This window comes from Streptomonospora litoralis (assembly GCF_004323735.1).
Taxonomy (GTDB): Bacteria; Actinomycetota; Actinomycetes; order Streptosporangiales; family Streptosporangiaceae; genus Streptomonospora; species Streptomonospora litoralis.
Genome location: NZ_CP036455.1, coordinates 3,827,965 through 3,849,299 on the forward strand (window position 1 = coordinate 3,827,965; position 21,335 = coordinate 3,849,299).

Annotated in this window: 16 protein-coding genes and 1 rRNA gene; 3 read left to right on the forward strand and 14 right to left on the reverse strand. The window is 71.3% G+C overall.

All coding sequences use genetic code 11. The features are described 5' to 3' along the window. Positions 1-26: 26 nt before the first annotated feature. Positions 27-1,562 (reverse strand): 16S ribosomal RNA (locus tag EKD16_RS16085). A gap of 941 nt (positions 1,563-2,503) precedes the next feature. Next, on the reverse strand, positions 2,504-3,808 hold the full coding sequence (gene tyrS, locus EKD16_RS16090; protein ID WP_131099137.1) for a tyrosine--tRNA ligase: 1,305 nt from the start codon (positions 3,806-3,808) through the stop codon (positions 2,504-2,506). 250 nt (positions 3,809-4,058) lie between these two features. On the opposite strand from tyrS, the gene EKD16_RS16095 reads away from it, so the two are divergent. The 3 genes from EKD16_RS16095 (at position 4,059) to EKD16_RS16105 (ending at position 6,314) form a co-directional block, all read left to right on the forward strand. Continuing rightward, positions 4,059-4,892 (forward strand): alpha/beta fold hydrolase, encoded by an 834-nt coding sequence (locus EKD16_RS16095; protein ID WP_131099138.1) that lies wholly within the window; start codon positions 4,059-4,061, stop codon positions 4,890-4,892. Next, positions 4,885-5,493, forward strand: coding sequence for a TetR/AcrR family transcriptional regulator (locus EKD16_RS16100; RefSeq protein WP_131099139.1), 609 nt, complete (start codon positions 4,885-4,887; stop codon positions 5,491-5,493). The genes EKD16_RS16095 and EKD16_RS16100 overlap by 8 nt, the downstream gene beginning before the upstream one ends. A gap of 194 nt (positions 5,494-5,687) precedes the next feature. Continuing rightward, positions 5,688-6,314, forward strand: a complete 627-nt coding sequence (locus EKD16_RS16105) for a GmrSD restriction endonuclease domain-containing protein (RefSeq protein WP_242676996.1) — start codon at positions 5,688-5,690, stop codon at positions 6,312-6,314. 878 nt (positions 6,315-7,192) lie between these two features. Here the strand turns inward: EKD16_RS16105 and lhgO are convergent. The 12 genes from lhgO to argF all read right to left on the reverse strand — a co-directional run bounded on the left by lhgO (position 7,193) and on the right by argF (position 21,328). Continuing rightward, complete coding sequence (gene lhgO / locus EKD16_RS16115) at positions 7,193-8,413, reverse strand: L-2-hydroxyglutarate oxidase (RefSeq protein ID WP_131102642.1); 1,221 nt, start codon at positions 8,411-8,413, stop codon at positions 7,193-7,195. A gap of 83 nt (positions 8,414-8,496) precedes the next feature. Continuing rightward, on the reverse strand, positions 8,497-8,856 hold the full coding sequence (locus EKD16_RS16120; RefSeq protein WP_131099141.1) for a DUF742 domain-containing protein: 360 nt from the start codon (positions 8,854-8,856) through the stop codon (positions 8,497-8,499). Continuing rightward, positions 8,843-10,852: a sensor histidine kinase gene (locus EKD16_RS16125; protein WP_242676997.1), complete on the reverse strand. Its 2,010-nt coding sequence runs from the start codon at positions 10,850-10,852 to the stop codon at positions 8,843-8,845. The genes EKD16_RS16120 and EKD16_RS16125 overlap by 14 nt, the downstream gene beginning before the upstream one ends. 152 nt (positions 10,853-11,004) lie before the next feature. Next, complete coding sequence (locus EKD16_RS16130) at positions 11,005-11,919, reverse strand: sirohydrochlorin chelatase (RefSeq protein ID WP_131102647.1); 915 nt, start codon at positions 11,917-11,919, stop codon at positions 11,005-11,007. Between the two features lie 125 nt (positions 11,920-12,044). Then, on the reverse strand, positions 12,045-12,686 hold the full coding sequence (locus EKD16_RS16135; RefSeq protein WP_131099142.1) for a GTP-binding protein: 642 nt from the start codon (positions 12,684-12,686) through the stop codon (positions 12,045-12,047). Further along, positions 12,667-13,206 (reverse strand): DUF742 domain-containing protein, encoded by a 540-nt coding sequence (locus EKD16_RS26615; protein WP_131099143.1) that lies wholly within the window; start codon positions 13,204-13,206, stop codon positions 12,667-12,669. Before EKD16_RS26615 ends, EKD16_RS16135 begins: the two co-directional genes overlap by 20 nt. Beyond that, positions 13,203-13,631 carry a roadblock/LC7 domain-containing protein gene (locus EKD16_RS16145; RefSeq protein ID WP_131099144.1) on the reverse strand — a complete coding sequence of 143 codons (429 nt, stop codon included), beginning with the start codon at positions 13,629-13,631 and terminating at the stop codon, positions 13,203-13,205. The genes EKD16_RS26615 and EKD16_RS16145 overlap by 4 nt, the downstream gene beginning before the upstream one ends. 3 nt (positions 13,632-13,634) lie before the next feature. After that, positions 13,635-16,205, reverse strand: coding sequence for a sensor histidine kinase (locus tag EKD16_RS16150; RefSeq protein ID WP_131099145.1), 2,571 nt, complete (start codon positions 16,203-16,205; stop codon positions 13,635-13,637). Positions 16,206-16,985: 780 nt separating this feature from the next. Continuing rightward, a complete protein-coding gene (argH, locus tag EKD16_RS16155; protein ID WP_131099146.1) occupies positions 16,986-18,416 on the reverse strand; it encodes an argininosuccinate lyase in 1,431 nt (476 codons plus the stop codon). A gap of 169 nt (positions 18,417-18,585) precedes the next feature. After that, positions 18,586-19,785, reverse strand: a complete 1,200-nt coding sequence (locus EKD16_RS16160; protein ID WP_131099147.1) for an argininosuccinate synthase — start codon at positions 19,783-19,785, stop codon at positions 18,586-18,588. A 65-nt stretch (positions 19,786-19,850) separates the two neighbouring features. After that, positions 19,851-20,384 carry an arginine repressor gene (locus tag EKD16_RS16165; protein ID WP_131099148.1) on the reverse strand — a complete coding sequence of 178 codons (534 nt, stop codon included), beginning with the start codon at positions 20,382-20,384 and terminating at the stop codon, positions 19,851-19,853. Further along, positions 20,381-21,328 (reverse strand): ornithine carbamoyltransferase, encoded by a 948-nt coding sequence (gene argF / locus EKD16_RS16170; protein WP_131102649.1) that lies wholly within the window; start codon positions 21,326-21,328, stop codon positions 20,381-20,383. The genes EKD16_RS16165 and argF overlap by 4 nt, the downstream gene beginning before the upstream one ends. Positions 21,329-21,335: the final 7 nt, after the last annotated feature.

Consider the following 21,335-nt stretch of genomic DNA (forward strand, 5'->3'; position numbering starts at 1 on the left):
CAGACCGGCTTACCAAGACTCCTTAGAAAGGAGGTGATCCAGCCGCACCTTCCGGTACGGCTACCTTGTTACGACTTCGTCCCAATCGCCAGCCCCACCTTCACTCACTCCCTCCCCAGAGGGGTTAGGCCGCAAGTTTCGGGTGTTGCCGACTTTCATGACGTGACGGGCGGTGTGTACAAGGCCCGGGAACGTATTCACCGCGGCATTGCTGATCCGCGATTACTAGCGACTCCACCTTCACGGGGTCGAGTTGCAGACCCCGATCCGAACTGAGACCGGCTTTTAGGGATTCGCTCCACCTCACGGCATCGCACGCCCACTGTACCGGCCATTGTAGCATGTTTGCAGCCCAAGACATAAGGGGCATGATGACTTGACGTCATCCCCACCTTCCTCCGAGTTGACCCCGGCAGTCTCCCATGAGTCCCCACCACCACGTGCTGGCAACATGGAACAAGGGTTGCGCTCGTTGCGGGACTTAACCCAACATCTCACGACACGAGCTGACGACAGCCATGCACCACCTGTCACCGATCCCAAAAAGGACCCACCGTCTCCGATGGATTACCGGCGATGTCAAACCTTGGTAAGGTTCTTCGCGTTGCGTCGAATTAAGCAACATGCTCCGCCGCTTGTGCGGGCCCCCGTCAATTCCTTTGAGTTTTAGCCTTGCGGCCGTACTCCCCAGGCGGGGCGCTTAATGCGTTAGCTACGGCACGGAAACCGTGGAAAGTCCCCACACCTAGCGCCCAACGTTTACAGCGTGGACTACCAGGGTATCTAATCCTGTTCGCTCCCCACGCTTTCGCTCCTCAGCGTCAGGTAAGGCCCAGAGACCCGCCTTCGCCACCGGTGTTCCTCCTGATATCTGCGCATTTCACCGCTACACCAGGAATTCCAGTCTCCCCTACCTACCTCGAGCATGCCCGTATCCACTGCAAAACCGGAGTTGAGCCCCGGACTTACACAGCAGACGCGACACACCACCTACGAGCTCTTTACGCCCAATAATTCCGGACAACGCTCGGACCCTACGTATTACCGCGGCTGCTGGCACGTAGTTGGCCGGTCCTTATTCCCCACCTACCGTCAACCCCGGCAGAAACCGGAGCCTGCGTCGGTGGTAAAAGAGGTTTACAACCCGAAGGCCGTCATCCCCCACGCGGCGTCGCTGCGTCAGGCTTCCGCCCATTGCGCAAGATTCCCCACTGCTGCCTCCCGCAGGAGTCTGGGCCGTGTCTCAGTCCCAGTGTGGCCGGTCGCCCTCTCAGGCCGGCTACCCGTAATCGCCTTGGTAGGCCATCACCCCACCAACAAGCTGATAGGCCGCGAGCCCCTCCCCGACCGGAAAACACCTTTCCACACCCCACCATGCGATGAGGCGTCCTATCGGGTATTAGACCGGGTTTCCCCGGCTTATCCCCGAGTCGGGGGCAGGTTGCTCACGTGTTACTCACCCGTTCGCCGCTCGTGTACCCCGAAGGGCCTTACCGCTCGACTTGCATGTGTTAAGCACGCCGCCAGCGTTCGTCCTGAGCCAGGATCAAACTCTCCATCAAAGGTTCGAACCCTGACACGACCCGGAAAACCACCCCGAACACGGGATGGGAACCCCGGGCCCATCAAAGGAACCCCGGAACCGCCACCCACCGCACAGGCAGGCCGGCTCCACGGGGCCAAAACAAACATGGCACATAAAAACAAACACGCGCTGTTGAGTTCTCAAGAAACAACCGCTCATCCGGCACAAGCCCCGACCCGCAACCAGCGGACCCGCACAGGCTCTTCCCAAGAGACGGCATCTCCCCGCGACTCCGCGAGCGACAACCGAATGCGCTCTGCAGAATCGCTTTTCTGCTTTGAATTTACCAGCTCTTCACGAGGCTGCCAAATCAGCTGCCGATCGAAGCCGGTCCATTCTCATCAGCATCTGATCCGCTGCGAAAGCGGATCGAATACTTTGAGGTTACCAGGCACCCGGAGTGCGTGTGCCTTGATCACCTGAACATCGAATGCGGTCAGGTTCGTAGGACTTGCGGTCGTTCACCGAGCCGCATCGACCTGCTTACGATAGGTTCCGCGCACGGAAACGTCAAATCGTCCGGTTGCGCCGACTGCGGCGCCCACCTCGGCCGGGCCGGGGTGATCGGAGGGCGATCCAGACGCCGGATCCGTGCTCACGCGACCCACTGTCTCACCATCGGCTGGTCACCGGGGCCGCGCGGTAGGTCAAGTCATTCTGTTGCACCCAGGGTCCTGCCCCTGAGGTACACCTGCTAAACACATCGGCTGATCGGATTGTTCCGCCGTCCGCAGGCCGCATGCGTCTCGTCGGCTGCCTCCCCCGCGCGGATTGCTGCGGACATCACGATACGGCGGGCCGCCCCGCGGGCGCTTGCCTGCCCGACGCAACAGACGGGGCGGGGCAGGTATGCGGTGCCCCGGCCCCGCCGGAGCGCCGGCTCGGCCGATGCACCCAGCGGGCGGAGGTACGAGGTACTCAGCCCTCGGCGAGGATCACTCCGCCGACGTTGCGCTTGCCACGCCGCAGCACGAGGTAGCGCCCGTGCAGCAGCTCGTCCGCACCGACGCGGGCATCGACGTCGGTGATCTTGGCGTTGTTCAGGTACGCCCCGCCTTCCTGGATGGTGCGCCGGGCCGCGGATTTGCTCGGCACCAGGCCCGCGCCCGCCAACAGGTCCACCACCGGTGGCAGGTCGGCCGCGGACCCGGCCGGCGAGGCGTTGGGCACCTCGGCGAGCGCCGCCCCCAGCGTCCGGGCGTCCAGCGCGGCGAGGTCGCCCTGTCCGAACAAGGCGCGGCTGGCTTCGACGACCTTGCGGCACTCCGCCTCGCCGTGCACCAGCGTGGTCAGCTCCTCGGCGAGCGCCCGCTGAGCCGCCCGCGCCGCCGGGCGCTCCTCGGTCGAGCGCGCCAGCTCCTCGATCTCCTCGCGCCCGCGGAAGCTGAAGAACCGCAGGTAGCGCACCACGTCGCGGTCGTCGGCGTTGAACCAGAACTGGTAGAAGGCGTACGGGCTAGTCAGCTCGCTGTCGAGCCACACCGTCCCCGATTCCGTCTTGCCGAACTTGCTGCCGTCGCTCTTGGTGAGCAGGTTGGTGGTCAACCCGTGTGCGGGGCCGTGCGGCTCGTTGCCCTCGACTCGGCGGACCAGGTCGAGGCCGGCCGTGATGTTGCCCCACTGGTCGGTGCCGCCGATCTGCAGAGTGCACCCGTGCCGGCGGTACAGCTCGACGTAGTCGTAGGACTGCAGCAGCACGTAGCTGAACTCGGTGTAGCTCATACCCTCGCCGTCGAGGCGGCGGCGCACGATCTCGCGGGCGAGCATCTGGTTGACGCTGAAGTGTTTGCCGACGTCGCGCAGCAGTTCGATGGCGCTCATGGCGCCCAACCACTCGCCGTTGTCGACCAGCACGGCGTCAGTGGACTCAGGCGCGTTCCCCTCGGGCGTGAACCGCAGAAACGCCGAGAGCTGGCGGCCGAGGATGTGCACCCACTGCCCGACGATCTCCGCGGAGTTCAGCGTGCGCTCGGCGCCGGGCTTGGGGTCGCCGATGAGGCCCGTCCCGCCGCCGACGAGGGCGATCGGCCGATGCCCCGCCCGCTGGAACCGGGCCAGTGTGAGGACCTGGGTGAGGTGTCCCACATGCAGGCTGCCGGCGGTGGGGTCGAAGCCGCAATAGACGGTGACCGGGCCATCGGCGAGTGCCTTGCGGAGTTCGTCAAGGTCGGTGGTCTGCGCGAGGAGTCCGCGCCAGTCGAGTTCGTCGATGATGTCGGTCACGGTCGTCTTTCCGTCGTCGGGCCCCGCGCCGGAGGACGCGCGGCCGCCCTGGTCTGCGGGTGGACGCCATCCACCGTATCGGCTGCGCCCATCCGACGCCTCCGGGAATCCCCCGGGGCCCGGTCGCCGGGCCCTTGCGGCCGTCGCGGCGGATACGTGCGGCCCGTTGACACGCGAAGCTAATACAATTAGCTTTTTGGCTATGGGTAAAAGCTCAACCACCGACCACTCACTCCGCGAAGGAGTCCCCATGCGGCACCTCCAGCGCCCCGACGGCCGAATCGCCTACGAGCTGCACAACCCCGAGACCACCGCCCCCCTGATCGTCTGCATCCCGGGCATGGGCGACGTCCGGGCCACGTACCGCCACCTCGCCCCCGCACTCTCCGCGGCCGGCTACCGCGTCGCCGTGATGGATCTGCGCGGCCACGGCGACAGCGACATCTCCTTCACCGACTACTCGACCGTCGCCACGGCACACGACGCCGTCACGCTCATCGAGGAGCTGGGCGGCGGGCCCGCGCTGGTCGTCGGCAACTCGCTGGGCGGTACGGCCGCGGCCTGGGCGGCGGCGGTGCGCCCCGACCTCGTCGGCGGCCTCGTGCTGATCGCGGCTTTCCTCAGGGGCGAAGGCATGAGCGGCGTACAGGAGGCGTCCATGCGCGCGATGCTCCTGCGTCCGTGGGGCCCGTCCTTCGTCAGCCGCTACCTCGCGGGCCTGTTCAAAGGCGGCAAGGCTGCGGACCACGCCGATCACCTGGCCGCAATCCGCGCCCACTTGGCCCCACCGGAGCGCTACCGCGCGATCCGCAGGCTCGTAGAGAACGCCTTCCATCCGGTGCCCGCCCGCCTGGACGAAGTCGTCGCACCCGCGCTGGTGGTGATGGGCGAGTTGGACAGCGACTGGCCGGACCCCGCGGAAGAAGCCGCCTGGATGGCCGAGCGGCTCGGCGCGCGGCGGCTCATGCTCGCCGAGTCCGGCCACTACCCTCAGGCGCAGCAGGCGGAGGCCGTCGCCGAAGCCGTCCTCGACTTCGCCCGCACGGACGACGGCGCACCCGGAATGCCGCCTCCCCGTGCCTAGGGCAGGTCTCACCCCCGCAGCCGTCACCGAAGAAGCCGCGCGGATCTGCGACGAGCAGGGGTATGACCGGCTCTCCCTGGCCGCCGTCGCCAAGCGGCTCGGGGTCGCGGTGCCCAGCCTGTACAAGCACGTCGGCGGACTGGAGGCGCTGCGCCGCGAGGTCGGCATGGCCGCGGCCGCGGACTTCGCCCGGGTGCTCGGCGACGCGGCGATCGGCCGCGCCGGCGCCGACGCGCTCCGCCGAGTGCTCCACGCCTACCGCGATTACGCCAGTACCCGTCCGGGGCGCTATGCGGCGCTGCAGCGGGCGCCGCGCTCCGAGGTAGACGAGGAGGCCGCGGCGGTCTTCTCCCGCTCCATGGAGGTCCTCGTGCCGGTGGTGCAGGGTTTCGGCTTGGCCGACGATGTGCTTGTCGACGCCATCCGCACCCTGCGCAGCACCGTCCACGGATTCGTCGACTTGGAGACGCGCAGGGGTTTCGGACTTCCGCAGAGCATCGACCGCAGCTTCGAGGTGCTGGTGGAGTCGCTCGTGCGAACGCTGCGGGACTGGCCCGCGTCCGCCGATTCCGCGGACGTCGGCGACCCGGCCGAGGGGTAACCCTGCGGCACCGCCGTGGTGCGCCGGCGTTCGCCGCCTTCGGGCGCCGGACGCCTATGTCGGATTCCGGTCATCCGGAGTAAGCGATTGTTCACACCGCGTGTGTTTCGCCGCCCATCCGCGGTCCAGCAACCTCGTGGTGTCCGAAAGACCCCCGCTCAGCTTTTGGAGACCGAATGCCCACCCCCGCGCGTATGACCGCATCCACGCTCGCGGCGGCCGCCACCGCCGTCGCACTGGCGCTCACCGCCACCGCGCCCGCGCAGGCGGCACCGCCACCGCCGCCGAGCCTCTCCCAAGCCCAATACCAACTGGCGCAGCTGCGGGTCGAGCCGGAGAACTCCTCTTCGGACTACGACCGCGACCTGTTCCCGCACTGGTCACCGGTCGAGGGCAACTGCAACGCCCGCGAGATGGTGCTGCGCCGCGACGGCGTCGGCGTCTCGGTCGGCGCCGACTGCTATCCCGACTCCGGCAGCTGGAGCAGTCCCTACGACGACTTCTCCACCACCGACCCCTCCGAAGCCAGCGTCGACCACATGGTGGCGCTGTCCGAAGCCTGGGTCTCCGGCGCCGACACCTGGTCGACCTCCCGCCGCGAGTCCTTCGCCAACGACCTCTCCGCGCCGCAGCTGTGGGCGGTCAGCGCCTCCAGCAACAGCTCCAAGGGCGACCGCGACCCCGCTGAATGGCTGCCCGAGCGCACCGCGGTGCACTGCGACTACACCAAGAGTTGGATCGACGTGAAGTACGAGTGGAACCTCAGCGCCGACACCGCGGAAAGCGCGGCCCTGGAGGACCTGCTGGCCTCCGCCTGCTGACTCGGCCGATCCGGCTGCCCGAAGCCGGTGCGGCGGTGTGCGGGCGGGTGTCCGCGCACCGCCGCGAGCTTCAGCCGATTCTAGCGAGGAGCCCCGGCTCTTCAGGGCCGGGAGGAATCGCTTCTCATCACGGCCCCGCCCCGAATACGAGCACGCCTGCGGATATCGGCGTTCGGCCCCCATCGGGGCGGCGGTGATCGTAGGATCGCCGCTGTGCAGCTCGTCGTGCAGGTCAAACTGGTGCCCGATGCCGCACAGGCGTCCGCGCTGTCAGCGACCCTGCGCACCCTCAACGAGGCCGCCAACCGGGTCTCGGCGGTGGCCTTCGACCTCGGTGTGCCGCGCGAGTACGAGCTGCGCAAGCACACCTACGCCGACCTGCGCTCCCAAGGACTGGGCGCCCAGGCCGCCCAACACACCATCAAGAAGGTCCGCGACGCCTACACCACGCTGGCGGCCACCATCCGGGCCGGCCACCTCGGCACACCCGGTTCGAAGCGCCGCCGCAACGCCGAGTCCGCGCCGATCTCCTTCCGGCCCCAGGCCGCCCACCCCTTCGACGACCGGTGTTTGAGCTGGCAGCACGACCAGCAGACCGTCAGTATCTGGACCACCGCAGGCCGGTTGAAGAACGTGGGTTTCGCCTGCGCACCGGAGGCCCTCAAGATGTTGGTAGAGCACCGGCAGGGCGAATCGGACCTGGTCGAACGCGACGGCGTGTTCTACCTGATGGCCACCTGCGAGGTGGCCGAGGCCGAGCAGTATGAACCGGACGGGTTCATCGGTGTGGACCTGGGCATCGCCAACATCGCCACCACCTCCACCGGTTACCGGGCGGCGGCAAGCCCGGCCCTTCAGGGCTGCCCTGAAGGGCCGGGTCAAGTTGACCCGAAGAGCACCTTCTCGCCCAGGTGCTCGGCGATGGCCAGCGACGAGGTCGCCGCCGGCGAGGGGGCGTTGCGCACGCAGGCCACCCGGCCGTGGGTGTCGATCGCGAAGTCGTCGAGCAGTTCGCCCTTGCGGGTGAGCGCCTGCGCACGCACCCCCGCGGGGGCGGGGCGCAGGTCGGCGGCGGTGACCGCGGGAACGAGGCGGCGTGCCTGGCGGGCGAACACGGTGGTCGAGGCCGAAACCGCCATCTCGCGGGCTCCCATGGTCCAATGCCGCCGGGCCAGCCGCCAGAATCCCGGCGAGGACAGAGTGTCGGCGAAGTCGCGCGGCAGCACGTCGCGGAGCCGGTAGCCTTCGCGCGCCGTGGCCAGGATCGCGTTCGGCCCCGCCATCACCTCGCCGTGCACGTGCCGGGTCAGGTGCACGCCCAGAAAGGGGTAGCGCGGGTCGGGCACGGGATACACCAGGCCCCGCACCAGGTAGCGGCTGCCCGGCGCCAGCTCGTGGTACTGCCCGCGGAAAGGCACGATGCGCGGATCCTCGGCCGCACCCGCCATGCGGGCCAGGCGGTCGCTGTGCAGACCGCCGCAGATGATCACCGAGTCGAAGGAGCGCCGCACCCGCTCGCCGCGCGGGTCGCCGGTGAGCACCTCGGCGGTGTCGGTGTCTTGGCGCAGCGCGATCACCGGAGCGCCGAGAACCACCTTGCCTCCGGCCCGGCGCACGTCGTCGGCGAGGGCCTCGGCGACCGCGACGAAATCGGTGACGGCCGTCGTCGGCGAGTGCAGCCCGGCCACGCCGCGCACGTGCGGCTCGACCTCACGCACACCTTCGGGGCCGAGCCGCGTCACCCCGGGCACACCGTTGGCCTCGGCCCGGCGCTCGATGTCGTCCAGCCGTGCGGAGTCCTCGCCGTCCTGGGCCACCAGCACCTTGCCGACCTGCTCGAACGGCAGACCGCGCGCGGCGCAGTAGTCGCGCAGCAGCGACGTGCCGCGCCTGCACAGCGTCGCCTTGAGCGACCCCGGCCGGTAGTACAGGCCCGCGTGGACCACCCCGCTGTTGTGCCCGGTCTGGTGGCGGGCGACCGCATCCTCCTTCTCCAGGACGGTGACACGGGCGCCCGGGCGATTGACCGTGATCCACCGGGCGAGCGCGAGACCGATGATGCCGCCTCCGACGATGCCGATGCGTTCGATGCTCATCAGCGAAACGCTAGCAAGGCCGGAACCACCGGTGGCCGCCCTCCCCCGCCCCTCTCGGCAGCAGAGGCCGATACACCGAACGCGCTCTACAGCGCCCGCAGTCCGTCGAGTAGCACCTGCAGGACGTCGTCGCCGGGCAGCTGCGGCGCCGCGGTGCACACCGCCAGATCACCGGCTTCGACCATGTCGGCGATCAGCAGTTTGGCTACGCTCAGCGGCAGCCCGATCAGCGCGGCGAGCTCGGCGACGGTCTGCGGATCGGCCGCCAGCCGCAGCAGGGTCTCGCGTTCGGGCCGCAGCTCGTCGCGGGGGCCCGGGCCCCGGCGAGCCACCACGCGCGTGAGCAGATCCAGCGCGCCGGTGCCCGGTGCGTTGTCGATGCCGATCGCGAAGGGCCGCACCAGTCGGCCGGGGTCCTCCCCCTGGGCAGCGCTACCCGCGCCCATCGTCACCCTCGGGAACCGGGCCCGCGCCCGAACGGTGCTCGGCCAGGGCCGGGGGTGGTCCGGGCGGCGCGGCGGGCGCCCACTCCACCAGGCGGTCGGGGACGACGACGGTGGCGCTGGTGCCTCCGTAGGGAGACGGCCGCAGCCGCACGGCGACACCGTGTCGGGCGGCCAGCCGCGCCACGACGAACAGGCCCAGCCGCGGCTCTTCGGGCAGCGCCATGACGTCGAAGTCCGGTGCCTCGCCCAGCACCCGGTCGGCTTCGGCGTAGCCCCGGTCGGTCAAGCCCAGGCCGCGGTCCTCGATCTCGACGGCGATACCGCCGTTGACGCGCCCGCAGTTGACGTCCACGGCGCTTGTGTGCGGGGAGAACTGGGTGGCGTTCTCGATCAGTTCGGCGAGCAGATGCACGATGTCGGCGACCGCGGCGCCGCTGAGCCGGGCACGCGGCGCGGAGGTCAGCCGGACCCGCCCGAACTCCTCGGTCTCGGTGATGGCGCCGCGCAGCACGTCGGCCAGCGGCAGGGGCTCCCGCCACCGGCGGGCCGATCCGGCACCGCCGAGGATGATCAGGTTGTCGGCGTAGCGGCGCGCCCGCGTGGTCAGGTGGTCGAGGTCGAAGAGCCGCCGCAGGGCTCCGGGGTCCTCCTCGTCGGCCTCGATCTCGTCCAGCACGCGGAGCTGGCGCTGAACGAGGGCCTGGTTGCGGTAGGCGATGCCGAGGAAGACCCGGTTGGCCCCGCGGCGGATCTCGGCCTCCTTTACCGCGGCGCCGACGGCCGTGCGCTGAGCGGTGTTGAACGCGTCGGCGACCTGGCCTAGCTCGTCTGCGCCGTAGTCGAGGCGCGGCAGTTCGGCGGTGACGTCGACACGCCGCCCGGTACGGGCGCGGGAGGCGATGGTGGGAAGCCGGGAGTCGGCCAGGGAAAGGGCGTCGTCGCGCAGCCGCCGCAGCCGCGCGGTGAGCTTTCGGGAGGATCGGGAGGCCGCGACGATGGCGGCGATCCCGGCGAGCAGCGTCACCGCGCTTCCGGCGGCGCCGAGGGCGAGGCGGTGCACCGCCGCCGTCCACGCGCTGTCCACGGTCCGGTCGATCTGCGCGGCGACCATTCGGGCCATTGCCGGCTCGGCGGCCGTGGCCGCCCGGTTCCACTCCTGGGCGCCCACGTCGATCTCGGTGTTCCAGGAGGCGGGCCCGCTGCCCTCCTGATCGATCGGCGGCCGGGTGACCACGGAGCGGCTGAACCGCTCGGCGGAGGTCCAGGGCTCGGAGGCGACGAGGGCGTTGCGGCGGCGCAGGGTCGCACCGTTCATCTCATCGGAGGTTTCGGCGAGGGTGTCGCGGTAGGAAGCGGTCAGGTAGGTGAAATGCGCGGTCTCCTGGTACTCCATTCCACCCGCGGCGATGGCGCCCGCCAGCAGGGCGTCGGAGCGGGCGAACTGCTCGTGAGCGGTGATGAGGCGGCGCGCGAGAGCCGCACCGGACGCCCCGGCGCCCTGCTCGAGCGGGCGCAGCAGCGCGGCGGTGGCTTCGGAGGTCTCCTCGATGAGGTCGCTGTAGCCGGTCAGCGTCCGGACGCGGTCGGCACCGGGCCGGTCGGCCGCCGCGCGCAGTGCGGCGAGGCGGTCGCTCTGCGGCGCGAAGGCGCGGGCGCCCGGCAGTGGTTCTCCCCGCCAGGTCAGGGCCGGCTCGCCGGCGACGCGGCGGGCGGCAGCGTCGGTGCGTTCGCGCTGGTCCGCCAGCGCCCGGCGCGTTTCGGCGTCGTCGGGATCGCCGAGGTGGATCTGCGTGAGCCGGCGCTCGGCGCGCAGGTCGTCGGCGAGGCGATCGACGGCCGCGATGCCGTCGCGGCCGCTGGCGACGGACAACAGCAGCGAACCCGCCTGCGCGGTTTCGACGGCCGCCATGGCCGCCCACAACACCAGGAAGCTGATGCTCGGGATCAGTACGATGCGGGTGAGCTGCCTGCGGATCGTCGGTCGATGTTCGTCCATGGTCCCCCCAACCTGGAACCATCGACGCTACCGAAAATCCGTTCCGCTGTGTTGCCGAACCGTCACATCGGGTCACACGAATCGAGGCGACACGCCTCCGGCGTCCTCGGCGGCGCCCGTGGGCGCGCCGCCGAGGACGCCGGGACGGGCCGTCAGTTCTCGGGGCGGTGGCGCGAGCCCACCGGCGCCGGGATGTCCTCAGCTGTGGGCGGTGCCTCCGAACCGAGCGAGTTCAGTACCTCCGCGTAGCGCAGCGCAGCGATTTTGGCGAGCGTGCTCCCGGCGCCCAGCGGGGCGCTGGTGCGGGCTCCGTAGCGCTGGGCCGACTCCTCCAGGCGCTCGGCGGAGAATTCGGGGCCGACCACGCTCGGGGCGATGACCGGGCGCGCGCACCCGGCGGCCGACATCTGGTCGAAAGCCTCCTGCAGGCTCGCCTCGTCCTCCAGATCGGCCGGCAGGACGGTGATGCCCAGCCGGGCGGCGAGCAGAACGGCGGTGACACCGGCGGCGCTGACGGCCTCCGCACCGCCCACGGCGCCCACGACGACCCCGTCGGTCATCTGCGTACCCGGCGCCACCACGCTGATCAGGCGCATGCGGTCGGCGCGCACGAAACCGGATTCGGCCAGGCGCAAATGCAGGATCTCGGCGAGCATGGGGTGGGGGCCCAGCGCCTCGGTGATGCGGACGTCGGCGCCCGACTCCTGGACGGAGGCGGCGACGGCCTCCGAGGTGGCCTGATGAGGTGCGGTGACCAGCGGGACGACGACTCCGCGCAGCGGGTGCTCCTCGCGGGCCTCCAGGTCGCCGAGGGACTCGGCGAGATCGGCGGCGCGCCCGTGCCGGATGGTGACCTCGGGCCGGTAGGAGCGCACGAGGTCGGCCATCTGCTCGCCGATCTCGGCGTCCGCCGCACTGTCGGACCCGCCGGCCTCAGGGGCTCCGGCGGGCACGGCGAGGACGAGAGTCGGGGTCCCCACCCAGCTGTCGAAGGACAACGGGTTGCGGTGTCTGCCGGAGCGGCGCCGCGGAAGATCCCGAGGGGGCAGTCTGTCCGGGTTTTGCATACTGTCAGGGTTCACGCGAAGAATGCTAACGACTAGTGAGTGATGATCTCGCCCGCTGCCTCGGCGCCGACGCCCGAAACGGGCGCGACCTCGGACTTCGGCGGATCGCGGTCAAATGCGTGGGGCTATGGTAGCGGCCGCCCGGACAATGCGGGGCTGCGTCGGCGCATTACGTGCTCGACGAGGGCGAGCAGTACCGATTTGCTCGACTGGCGCTCTCTGGCATCGGTGATCACGATGGGGACGTCGGCGCCCACGTCGACGGCCTCGCGCACCTCCTCCGCCTCGTAGCCGGGTGAGCCTTCGAACCGGTTGACCGCCACCACGAACGGGATCTTGCGGCGCTCGAAGAAGTCGACCGCGGGGAAGCACGTGTCGAGCCGACGGGTGTCGGCGAGCACCACGGCCCCCAGGGCCCCCTCCGCGAGTTCGTCCCACATGAACCAGAAACGGCCCTGGCCCGGGGTGCCGAACAGGTAAAGGACGACCTGCCGATCTACGGTGATCCGCCCGAAATCGAGGGCGACCGTGGTCGTCGACTTCTCTTCGACGCCGCCGAGGTCGTCGACGCCCATGCTGGCCTCGGTCATGACCTCCTCGGTACTCAGCGGAGCGATCTCGCTCACCGAGCCGACCATGGTCGTCTTGCCGACGCCGAAGCCGCCGGCTACCAGGATCTTCACCGCCAGCGGAATGTGCGCGCCCGAGTCGGCGCCGGGTTCGGCTCCCAAGGGTGCGGTGCCGTCGTCAGAGTCTACGGATGCCATCGAGTACCGCCTGGAGGACGTTCATGTGGGGTGGGTCCGAGGCCGGCATCGGCGCCCGGGCGAGGACATCGCCGCCTGCGATGAGGTCGCCGAGAAGCACCTTGACCACGGTCATCGGAAGGTCGAGTTGGGCGGAGAGTTCCGCCACGGACACCGGGCGTTCGCACAACCGCAGGATCACGGCGTGTTCGTGCTCCAGCGAGCCCGGGGCGAGGGGCTCGCGAGTCGCCACCACGATGCTGATCATGTCGAGCCCGGCTTCGGCCGGCCGGGTGCGCCCGCCGGTCATGGTGTAGGGGCGGACGAGTGGGCCGGCCGAACCGTGGCGCGGGAACGCGCCGTCGTGGACGCCGCGCTGCCGCCTCTGCCGCAGCAGCTCCTCCGCCGCCTCGCGGGCGCCGGCGCCGAGGGAGGCGGCGGCCTCCCGCGGGGTACCGGGAGGCGGCTCGCCGCCCGCCCCGGGGCCGGACGCGGACGCCGGACGCTGCTCGGCGCGTCGATGTTCGCCTGTGCTCCTCATGAGCCGGAGCTTCCCGCCGGCACCGACTCCGGGAACCGCGGCGCGGAGGTGAGGAACTGCCCGACGCGCTTGACGCGCATGTTCATCTCGTAGGCGATGAGCCCGACGTCGGCGCTCTCGTCGGCGAGCACCGCCAGGCAGGCGCCCTCGCCCGCGGCGGTCACGAACAGGTAGGCGTACTCCATCTCGACGACGGTCTGGCGCACGGCCCCGCCGCCGAACTGGCGGCCGGTCCCGCGTGCCAGGCTCTGGAAGGCCGAGGCCACCGCCGAGAGATGTTCGCCCTCCTCGGGGGTGAGACCGCGGGACCGCCCGATGAGCAGGCCGTCGGCGGACAGCACGATCGCGTGCTGGGCGCCGACGACGCGGTCGACGAGGTCGTCGAGCAGCCAGTTCAGATCGCCTGCGGCGTGGTTGTTCTGCATCGTCTATTCGCTCTCTCCCGTGTGTGGGCCCGACGGCCGACCCGCGGCGCGCTCGCCTGCCGCGCCGACCGGCGTCGGCGGCCGCGGACCGCCCCCCGTTTCGTCTTCCGGACCGGCGAGCCGGCGCGGTCCCGCCCCCTCGGGTGCGGCGCCGTGCTCGAAGCGGCCGCGTTCCGCCGGCTCGGGCTGTTCGCCGACCGGGGCCCGCTCCCGGTCGCCGTCGTCGGACTCTTCGCGGCCCTGCCGCGTGCCGCTCTGGAAGGCGCTCATCATCCGGCGGGCGTCGTCGGGTTCGCGCAGGCTCACCGGCGCGCCCGAGTCGGATTCGCCGCCTCCGCCGGCGGGTGCGGGGTCGTGGCGCAGCTGCGGCGCGAGGTTGGCCTGCCTGCGGCGCCGCGGCAGCGCGGGGCGTTCGCCGCCGGAGTCCTGGGGGTCGGCGGACGACGGCGCGGGCGCGTGGTCCGCCGGTTCGGGTTCCGCTCGGCGCCCGGGGGCGGCGGGAGCGGCGGGAGCGGACTCCGCGGGGACCTCCTTGCGGCGGCGGCCCGCGGTGCCGGCGAGGAGGCCGCCGGAAGTGCGGGCGTTCCCGTCGGGGCCGGGTGCAGTGGCCGGGCGGTCGGGGAGCGCCGAAGGCTCGGCCCGAGAGATCAGCGCGGCCGGGATGAGGACGACCGCACGCGTGCCGCCGTAGGGCGAGGGGCACAGCCGTACGTGGATGTCGTGCTTGGCGGCGAGGCGCGCGACGACGAACAGGCCCAGCCGGGAGTCCCGGTTCAGGGCCATGACGTCGAACTCTGGCGCCTGCTCCAGGGTCGCGTTGGCGGCGTCCAGATCGGGGCCGCCCATACCCAGGCCGCGGTCTTCGATCTCCACGGCGACGCCCTTGGGGACGACCTCGCTGTGGATGTGCACCACGGTATGCGGAGGCGAGAAGGCGGTGGCGTTCTCGACCAGTTCGGCGACCAGGTGGATGACGTCGGCCACGACCGAACCGGAGAGGGAGAGCTCGGGCACCAGGCGCAGTTTGACGCGGGTGTACTCGTCGGTCTCGGAGATGGCGCCCCGCAGGATGTCCACGAGGGGGATGGGGTTGCGCCAGCGGCGGCCGGGGCGGCCTCCGCCGAGGATGATGAGGTTCTCGGCGTTGCGTCGTCCGCGGGTGGCCAGGTGGTCGAGGTGGAACAGGTCTTCGAGCAGGTCGGGGTCTTCCTCCTCGCGCTCGATCCGGTCCAGCAGCTGGAGCTGGCGCTGCACCAGCGACTGGTTGCGGTGGGCGATGGCGAGGAAGACCCGGTTGACGCCGGCGCGGGTCTCGGCCTCCTTCACCGCGGCGCTGACGGCGGTGCGCTGGGCGGTGTTGAAGGCGTCGGCCACCTGGCCGACCTCGTCGTTGCCGTGGTCGAGGCGGCGCAGCTCGGTGTCGAGGTCGACGGGCTCGGCGTCGGCCAGTCGGCGCACGATCCGGGGCAGTTCGTCCCGCGCCAGGATCAGCGTGTCGGCGCGCAGCCGGCCCAGCCGAGAGGTCAGGCGGGCGGCCGAGCGCGAGGCGACGCCGTATGCGACGGTTCCGGCGAACAGCGAGACGATGCCACCGCCGAGCGCCAGGTTGAACATCCAGGCGCTGGCGGCGTCGGTGGCGGCCGTGACGGCGCGGAGCTGGGAATCGACGAGGGCCACCAGGTGGGCGTTGACGTCGTCGGCGTCGGCGCGCCAGCCGTCGAGGCTCTCGGGCGCCGACCGGTCGGCGGAGCCGCCGCCGGTGACGGGGTCCACCTCGATGGCCGGTTCGTACGCGGCGACGGTGTCGGCGGTGTCGTTCATGCGGCGCCACGCCGCGCTCTCGACCATGCCGCTGTGCGCCTGCTCGGCCTGGCCGTCGAGGGAGGGGGCGGTGCCGGCCATGCGGGTGCGCAGCCCGGTGATCATCGAGGCGAACCCGGTCTGGCGGGCGGTGGTGAGCCGGTCGGCGGCGATGGCGCCGCTGAGCAGGGCGTCGCCGCGGGTGAAGGACTCCTGAGCGCGGACGAGGGCGGCGGCGTCGGCTCCTGCGGCCGCCGCGGGGCCGTCGTCGAGGTCGTGCACGAGCGCGTCGTAGAGGCGGATGCCCTTGGCGATCACCTCGTCGTAGGCCGAGAGGGCGGACCGCGGCCCGGTTTCGTCGGACATGACACCGTCGCGGATCTCGCTGCGCCGGTCGACCTCGGTGAAGTAGGCCGCGGCGGCGCGGGCGGTTCCGCCGTCGCCGTGGTCGCGCAGTCCTGCGCCGCGGGAGTCGACTTCCTCGACGGCGCCGTCGGTGGTCCCGGCCTGTTGGCGCAGCGCCGAGAGCACCTCCTGCGAAGGGGCGCTCGCGTACTGGACCGCCAGGCGGCGCTCGCGCTGCAGCTCGACGATCGAGTAGTAGAGGTAGACGCCGGTGCGCCCGTCGCCGGTGGCCACCCGCAGCGAGACGGCCTGGGTGAGCGTCACCGTGCTCAGCACGGCGAACAGCGCCAGGAACGTGATGCTGGGAATCAGCACGATCCTGTTGAGCTGGGCTCTGATGCCGCGCTCCGAGCCGCCCTGCTCACTCATCGATCCCCCCACGACGCGTACGCGAACGCGGGCACCCCGCCGGATTCACACGGCGGCGGCCGCGGGTCTTGCCCGCTGCTCCGCCGACGCGCCGCGCCGGCACCGGCCGCTGTCCATCCCCGTGTCCACGGTCCCCGTGCCCGGCTGCGGCAGGCCGCAGCGGAGGCCACCCCCCGCGCCGTCACAGTACGCGCAGGGGGAAACACCCGTGGTGCCCACAATCCAAGGACGCTACAGCATCGGACCGGGCGGCGATGGCGGTTTGCACGAAGTCCCAGGTGAGTGGGGGTGACGGCTAGATGAGTGAGTCCACGGGTTGCCTGACGGAGAACAGTGGGCACCGAGGACGGCGCCGGGTCCGGCCCGCGGTCGACGCACCCGACCCGACGACCGCAGGCCCAACCATCCACCACCGTCGCCGCCGCTTTTCAGTCAAGTTCACCCGTCACCCGGCAGACCACAAGGCCGCCCAGCGCACCCGGCGCCGCGCCGAGACCGGCCCCAGGGACGGATTCGGCGCCGAAACCGGCTCCAAAGACAGTCTCGGTGAAGACCGGACGCCCGATTGTCCGTTATGCAGGATTTCGCAACATCTATTGCGCGGGAATTGCCAAGAACCGGCCTTGGATATGGCGATTTCCGCACAGTAGATGCCGACCGGGCCGCCCCTCCCCCGCCCGGCCCCAGGAGCGGGATAGCGCCCGCGCGGGCGCGAGGGACACCCGCCACCCGCCCGGTGTGCAGGCCGCACAGCCGACCCGAGGCGCCCCCAGGCGGCTGCTACGCCTCGGCTTCGGCGAAAGCGCGGTGGTCGGCGATCCGGGCGCGGAGGCGCTCCAGCTGTTCCCGGACTCGGGCGGGGGCGGTGCCGCCCTTGGCCGAGCGGGAGGCGAGCGAGCCCTCGACGGTGAGGACCTCGCGGACGCCGGGTGTCAGGTGCGGCGAGATCTTCGCGAGGTCGCTGTCGGTGAGGTCGGGAAGGTCGATCCCGCGCTCCTCGCAGGTGCGGACGCAGGCTCCGGCGATCTCGTGGGCCTCGCGGAAGGGGACGCGCCGGCGCACCAGCCACTCGGCGACGTCGGTGGCCAGGGAGAACCCCTGGGGCGCGAGCTCGGCCATGCGCTCGCCGTTGAACTCCAGGGTGGCGACCATGCCGGTGAAGGCCGGCAGCAGCAGGGTGAGCGTGTCGGCGGTGTCGAAGACCGGCTCCTTGTCCTCCTGCAGGTCGCGGTTGTAGGCCAGCGGAAGGCCCTTGAGGGTGCCCAGCAGGCCGGCCAGGTCGCCGATGAGGCGGCCGGACTTGCCGCGGGCCAGCTCGGCGACGTCGGGGTTCTTCTTCTGCGGCATGATCGAGGACCCGGTGGAGAACGCGTCGTCCAGGGTCACGAAGGCGAACTCCTTGGTGGCCCACAGGATGATCTCCTCGGCCAACCGCGACAGGTCGACGCCGACCATGGCGCCGACGAAGGCGAACTCGGCGACGACGTCGCGCGCCGCCGTGCCGTCGATGGAGTTCTCGGCCGCGGCGGGGAATCCGAGCTCGGCCGCCACCGCCTCGGGGTCCAGGCCCAGCGAGGAGCCCGCCAGTGCGCCCGATCCGTAGGCCGAGACCGCTGCACGCGCGTCCCAGTCGCGCAACCGCTCGACGTCGCGCAGCAGCGGCCAGGCGTGGGCGAGCAGGTGGTGCGCCAGCAGCACCGGCTGGGCGTGCTGGAGATGGGTTCGGCCGGGCATGGGCACGGCGATGTTGGCCTCGGCCTGGTCGGCCAAGGCCGAGGTGAGGTCGAGCAGCTCGCCCGCGACGGCACGCGCCTGCTCGCGGAGGTACATCCGCACCATGGTGGCGATCTGGTCGTTGCGCGAGCGTCCGGCGCGCAGCCGCCCGCCGAGCTCGGGGCCTACACGCTCGATGAAGCCGCGCTCCAGAGCGGTGTGCACGTCCTCGTCGGCGAGCACCGGCGTGAACTCGCCGGAGGCGACGTCGGCCTCCAGCCGGTCCAGGCCCTCCAGCATGGCCGCCAACTCGTCGTCGGTGAGCAGTCCCGCCGTGTGCAGCACGCGTGCGTGGGCGCGGGAGCCGGCGATGTCGTGGCGGGCGAGCCGCCAGTCGAAGTGGGTGCTCAGGGAGAGCCGGGCGAGCGCCTCGGAGGGGCCGCCGGCGAAGCGGCCGCCCCACAGGCGGGTGACCTGGGTGTCACTCTCGTTGGCCACGGTCGGGTCCTCTGCGTTCGGGGTGTCTCGCCCGGCCCCGACCGCGCGGCGGCGGCCCGGGACCGGATGGGCGTACGGGTCGGGTCGGGGCGCCGGTGCTCGGGCGCGGCGGCGGCCGAGCACCGGCGGCGGTGCGGGGGGCGCCACCGGCGGCCCCCGCACCGCGGGTTCAGCTGTGCTTGCGGTCGCGCAGGTTGGAGATCTTGGCGGGCATGCTCCACACGTCGATGAACCCGCGGGCCATCGACTGGTCGTAGGTGTCGCCGGTGTCGTAGGTCGCGAGGTCGTAGTCGTAGAGCGACGCCTCGCTGCGCCGGCCGGTGACGACGGCGCGGCCGCCGTGCAGCACCATGCGGATGTCGCCGGTGACGTGCCGGTTGGCCTCGCCGACGAAGACGTCGAGGGACTGCTTGAGCGGGGAGAACCAGAGGCCGTCGTAGACCAGCTCGCCCCACCGCTGGTCGACGCCGCGCTTGAAGCGGGCCAGGTCGCGTTCGACGGTGACGGCCTCCAGTTCCTGGTGGGCGGCGATGAGCGCCATGGCGCCGGGCGCCTCGTAGACCTCGCGGCTCTTGATGCCCACGAGCCGGTCCTCCACCATGTCGATGCGGCCCACGCCCTGGGCGCCGGCGCGGCGGTTCATCTCCTCGACGACCTGCAGCGGCGAGAGTTCCTTGCCGTCGACCGCGGTGGGCACGCCGGCGGTGAAGGTGACGACCAGCTCGTCGGGCTCGCGCTGTTCGGCGGGGTTGTCGGTGTAGGCGTAGACGTCCTCGATGGGCCCGTTCCAGATGTCCTCCAGGAACCCGGTCTCGACCGCGCGGCCGAACAGGTTCTGGTCGATGGAGTAGGGCGACTTCTTGGTGACGTCGATGGGCAGGCCCTTCTCCTCCGCGAAGGCGATGGCCTTGTCCCGGGTCATGCCGGAGTCGCGCACGGGGGCGACGACCCGCAGTTCGGGGAACAGCGCGGCCAGGCCGGCCTCGAAGCGCACCTGGTCGTTGCCCTTGCCGGTGCAGCCGTGGCCGACCATGGTGGCGTTGTGGTAACGGGCGGCTTCGGCCAGGTGCTTGACGATCAGCGGCCGCGACAGCGCCGAAACCAGCGGGTAGCGGTCCATGTAGAGGGCGTTGGCCTGGATGGCGGGGATGCAGTATTCGCCGGCGAACTCGTCCTTGGCGTCGGCGACGACGGCCTCGACCGCGCCGCAGTCGACGGCCCGCTGGCGGACGACGTCCAGGTCCTCGCCTCCCTGGCCGCAGTCGATGGCCACGGCGACGACCTCCGCGCCGGTCTCCTCGGCGATCCAGCCGATGGCGACGGAGGTGTCCAGGCCCCCCGAGTACGCGAGTACGACCCGCTCGGTCATGATGCTTTCTCCTTGTGTGTTCGTTGCGTGCGGCGCCGCGGTCGCCCCCGGCCGGGCCGGTGCCGTCAGGGGCGCCGGTCGGCCAGCCGCAGCAGTGCCGATGCCAGTTCCCCGCCGCCGTCGGGGTCGCGGGAGATCACCAGGATGGTGTCGTCTCCGGCGATGGTGCCGAGGATGGCGTGGAAGTCGGTGTGGTCGATGGCTGAGGCCAGGTATTGGGCGGCGCCCGGCGGGGTGCGGACGACGACCATGTTGGCCGAGGCCTCGGCGGAGACCAGCAGGTCCTCGGCCAGCCGGGTGAGGCGGGCGCTGGAGAGATGTTCCAGGTCGAGGCTGTCGGGCCGGGCCCGCTGCAGCCGCTCGCCGCCCTCCCCGGGCAGTACGTAGATGAGTTCTCCGTCGACGGTGCGCAGCTTGACCGCCCCCAGTTCGTCCAGGTCGCGGGAGAGCGTGGCCTGGGTGACCTGCACGCCGCTCTCGGCCAGCAGCCGCGCCAGCTCCGCCTGGGAGCGGACGTCGTTGCGGGTGAGGGCCTCGCTGATACGGGCGTGGCGGGCGGTCTTGGTCATGGGTGCGGAGCCGGCGCCGTCGACGGTCATCGTCGATCGGCCTCTCTGCCGGTGTCGCCGCCGGCGAGCAGGAACCTCAGCAGCGCCTTCTGCGCGTGGCGGCGGTTCTCCGCCTGGTCCCACACGGCGCTGTTGGGTCCGTCGATGACGGATGCGGCGATCTCCTCGCCGCGGTGGGCCGGCAGGCAGTGCAGGACGACGGCGCCGGGGTCGGCGGCGGCCAACGCGTCCTCGTCGACGGCGTAGCCCTCGAAGGGCGCCGCGCGCTCGGCGGCTTCGGCCTCCTGGCCCATCGACGTCCACACGTCGGTGGCCAGCACGTCGGCGCCCGCTGCGGCTGCGGCGGCGTCGCCGGTGACGGTGATGGAGGCGCCGGTGGTGCCGGCGATCTCGGTGGCGCGGGAGAGGACGGCGGCGTCGGGCCGGTAGCCGTCGGGCGCGGCGATGCGCACGTGCATGCCGGCCAGTGCGCAGCCCAGCAGGTAGGAGTGGGCCATGTTGTTCGCGCCGTCGCCGAAGTAGGCGAGGGTGAGCCCGGCGAGGCGGCCCTTGCGTTCGCGCACGGTCTGCAGGTCGGCGAGGATCTGGCAGGGGTGGAACGTGTCGGTGAGGGCGTTGACGACGGGCACGCCCGCGGCGGCGGCCATGTCCTCCAGCCGCTGCTGGGCGAAGGTGCGCCACACGACGGCGGCGACCTGGCGCTCCAGGACCCGGGCGGTGTCCTCGATGGGCTCGCCGCGGCCCATCTGGCTGCCCTGGGCGTCGATGACCAGCGGGTGCCCGCCCAGCTCGGACACGCCCACGGCGAAGGAGACCCGGGTGCGCGTGGAGGGCTTGTCGAACAGCAGCGCCACGGTGCGCGGACCCTCCAGCGGCCGGTGGGCGTAGGGGTCCTTCTTCATGGCGTCGGCGAGGTCGAGGACCGCGGCCTGCTCGGCGGCGGTGAGGTCGTCGTCGCGCAGGAAGTGCCGCACGGGGCGG

Excerpts from the sequence above, each read along its gene's own strand:
- EKD16_RS16135 (WP_131099142.1), bottom strand. The coding sequence starts at position 12,686 with ATGGCATCCGTAGACTCTGACGACGGCACCGCACCCTTGGGAGCCGAA.
- EKD16_RS16125 (WP_242676997.1), bottom strand. The coding sequence starts at position 10,852 with ATGGACGAACATCGACCGACGATCCGCAGGCAGCTCACCCGCATCGTA.
- EKD16_RS16145 (WP_131099144.1), bottom strand. The coding sequence starts at position 13,631 with ATGCAGAACAACCACGCCGCAGGCGATCTGAACTGGCTGCTCGACGAC.
- EKD16_RS26615 (WP_131099143.1), bottom strand. The coding sequence starts at position 13,206 with ATGAGGAGCACAGGCGAACATCGACGCGCCGAGCAGCGTCCGGCGTCC.
- EKD16_RS16130 (WP_131102647.1), bottom strand. The coding sequence starts at position 11,919 with ATGCAAAACCCGGACAGACTGCCCCCTCGGGATCTTCCGCGGCGCCGC.
- EKD16_RS16160 (WP_131099147.1), bottom strand. The coding sequence starts at position 19,785 with ATGACCGAGCGGGTCGTACTCGCGTACTCGGGGGGCCTGGACACCTCC.
- EKD16_RS16150 (WP_131099145.1), bottom strand. The coding sequence starts at position 16,205 with ATGAGTGAGCAGGGCGGCTCGGAGCGCGGCATCAGAGCCCAGCTCAAC.
- EKD16_RS16105 (WP_242676996.1), top strand. The coding sequence starts at position 5,688 with ATGACCGCATCCACGCTCGCGGCGGCCGCCACCGCCGTCGCACTGGCG.
- EKD16_RS16165 (WP_131099148.1), bottom strand. The coding sequence starts at position 20,384 with ATGACCGTCGACGGCGCCGGCTCCGCACCCATGACCAAGACCGCCCGC.
- EKD16_RS16120 (WP_131099141.1), bottom strand. The coding sequence starts at position 8,856 with ATGGGCGCGGGTAGCGCTGCCCAGGGGGAGGACCCCGGCCGACTGGTG.
- EKD16_RS16095 (WP_131099138.1), top strand. The coding sequence starts at position 4,059 with ATGCGGCACCTCCAGCGCCCCGACGGCCGAATCGCCTACGAGCTGCAC.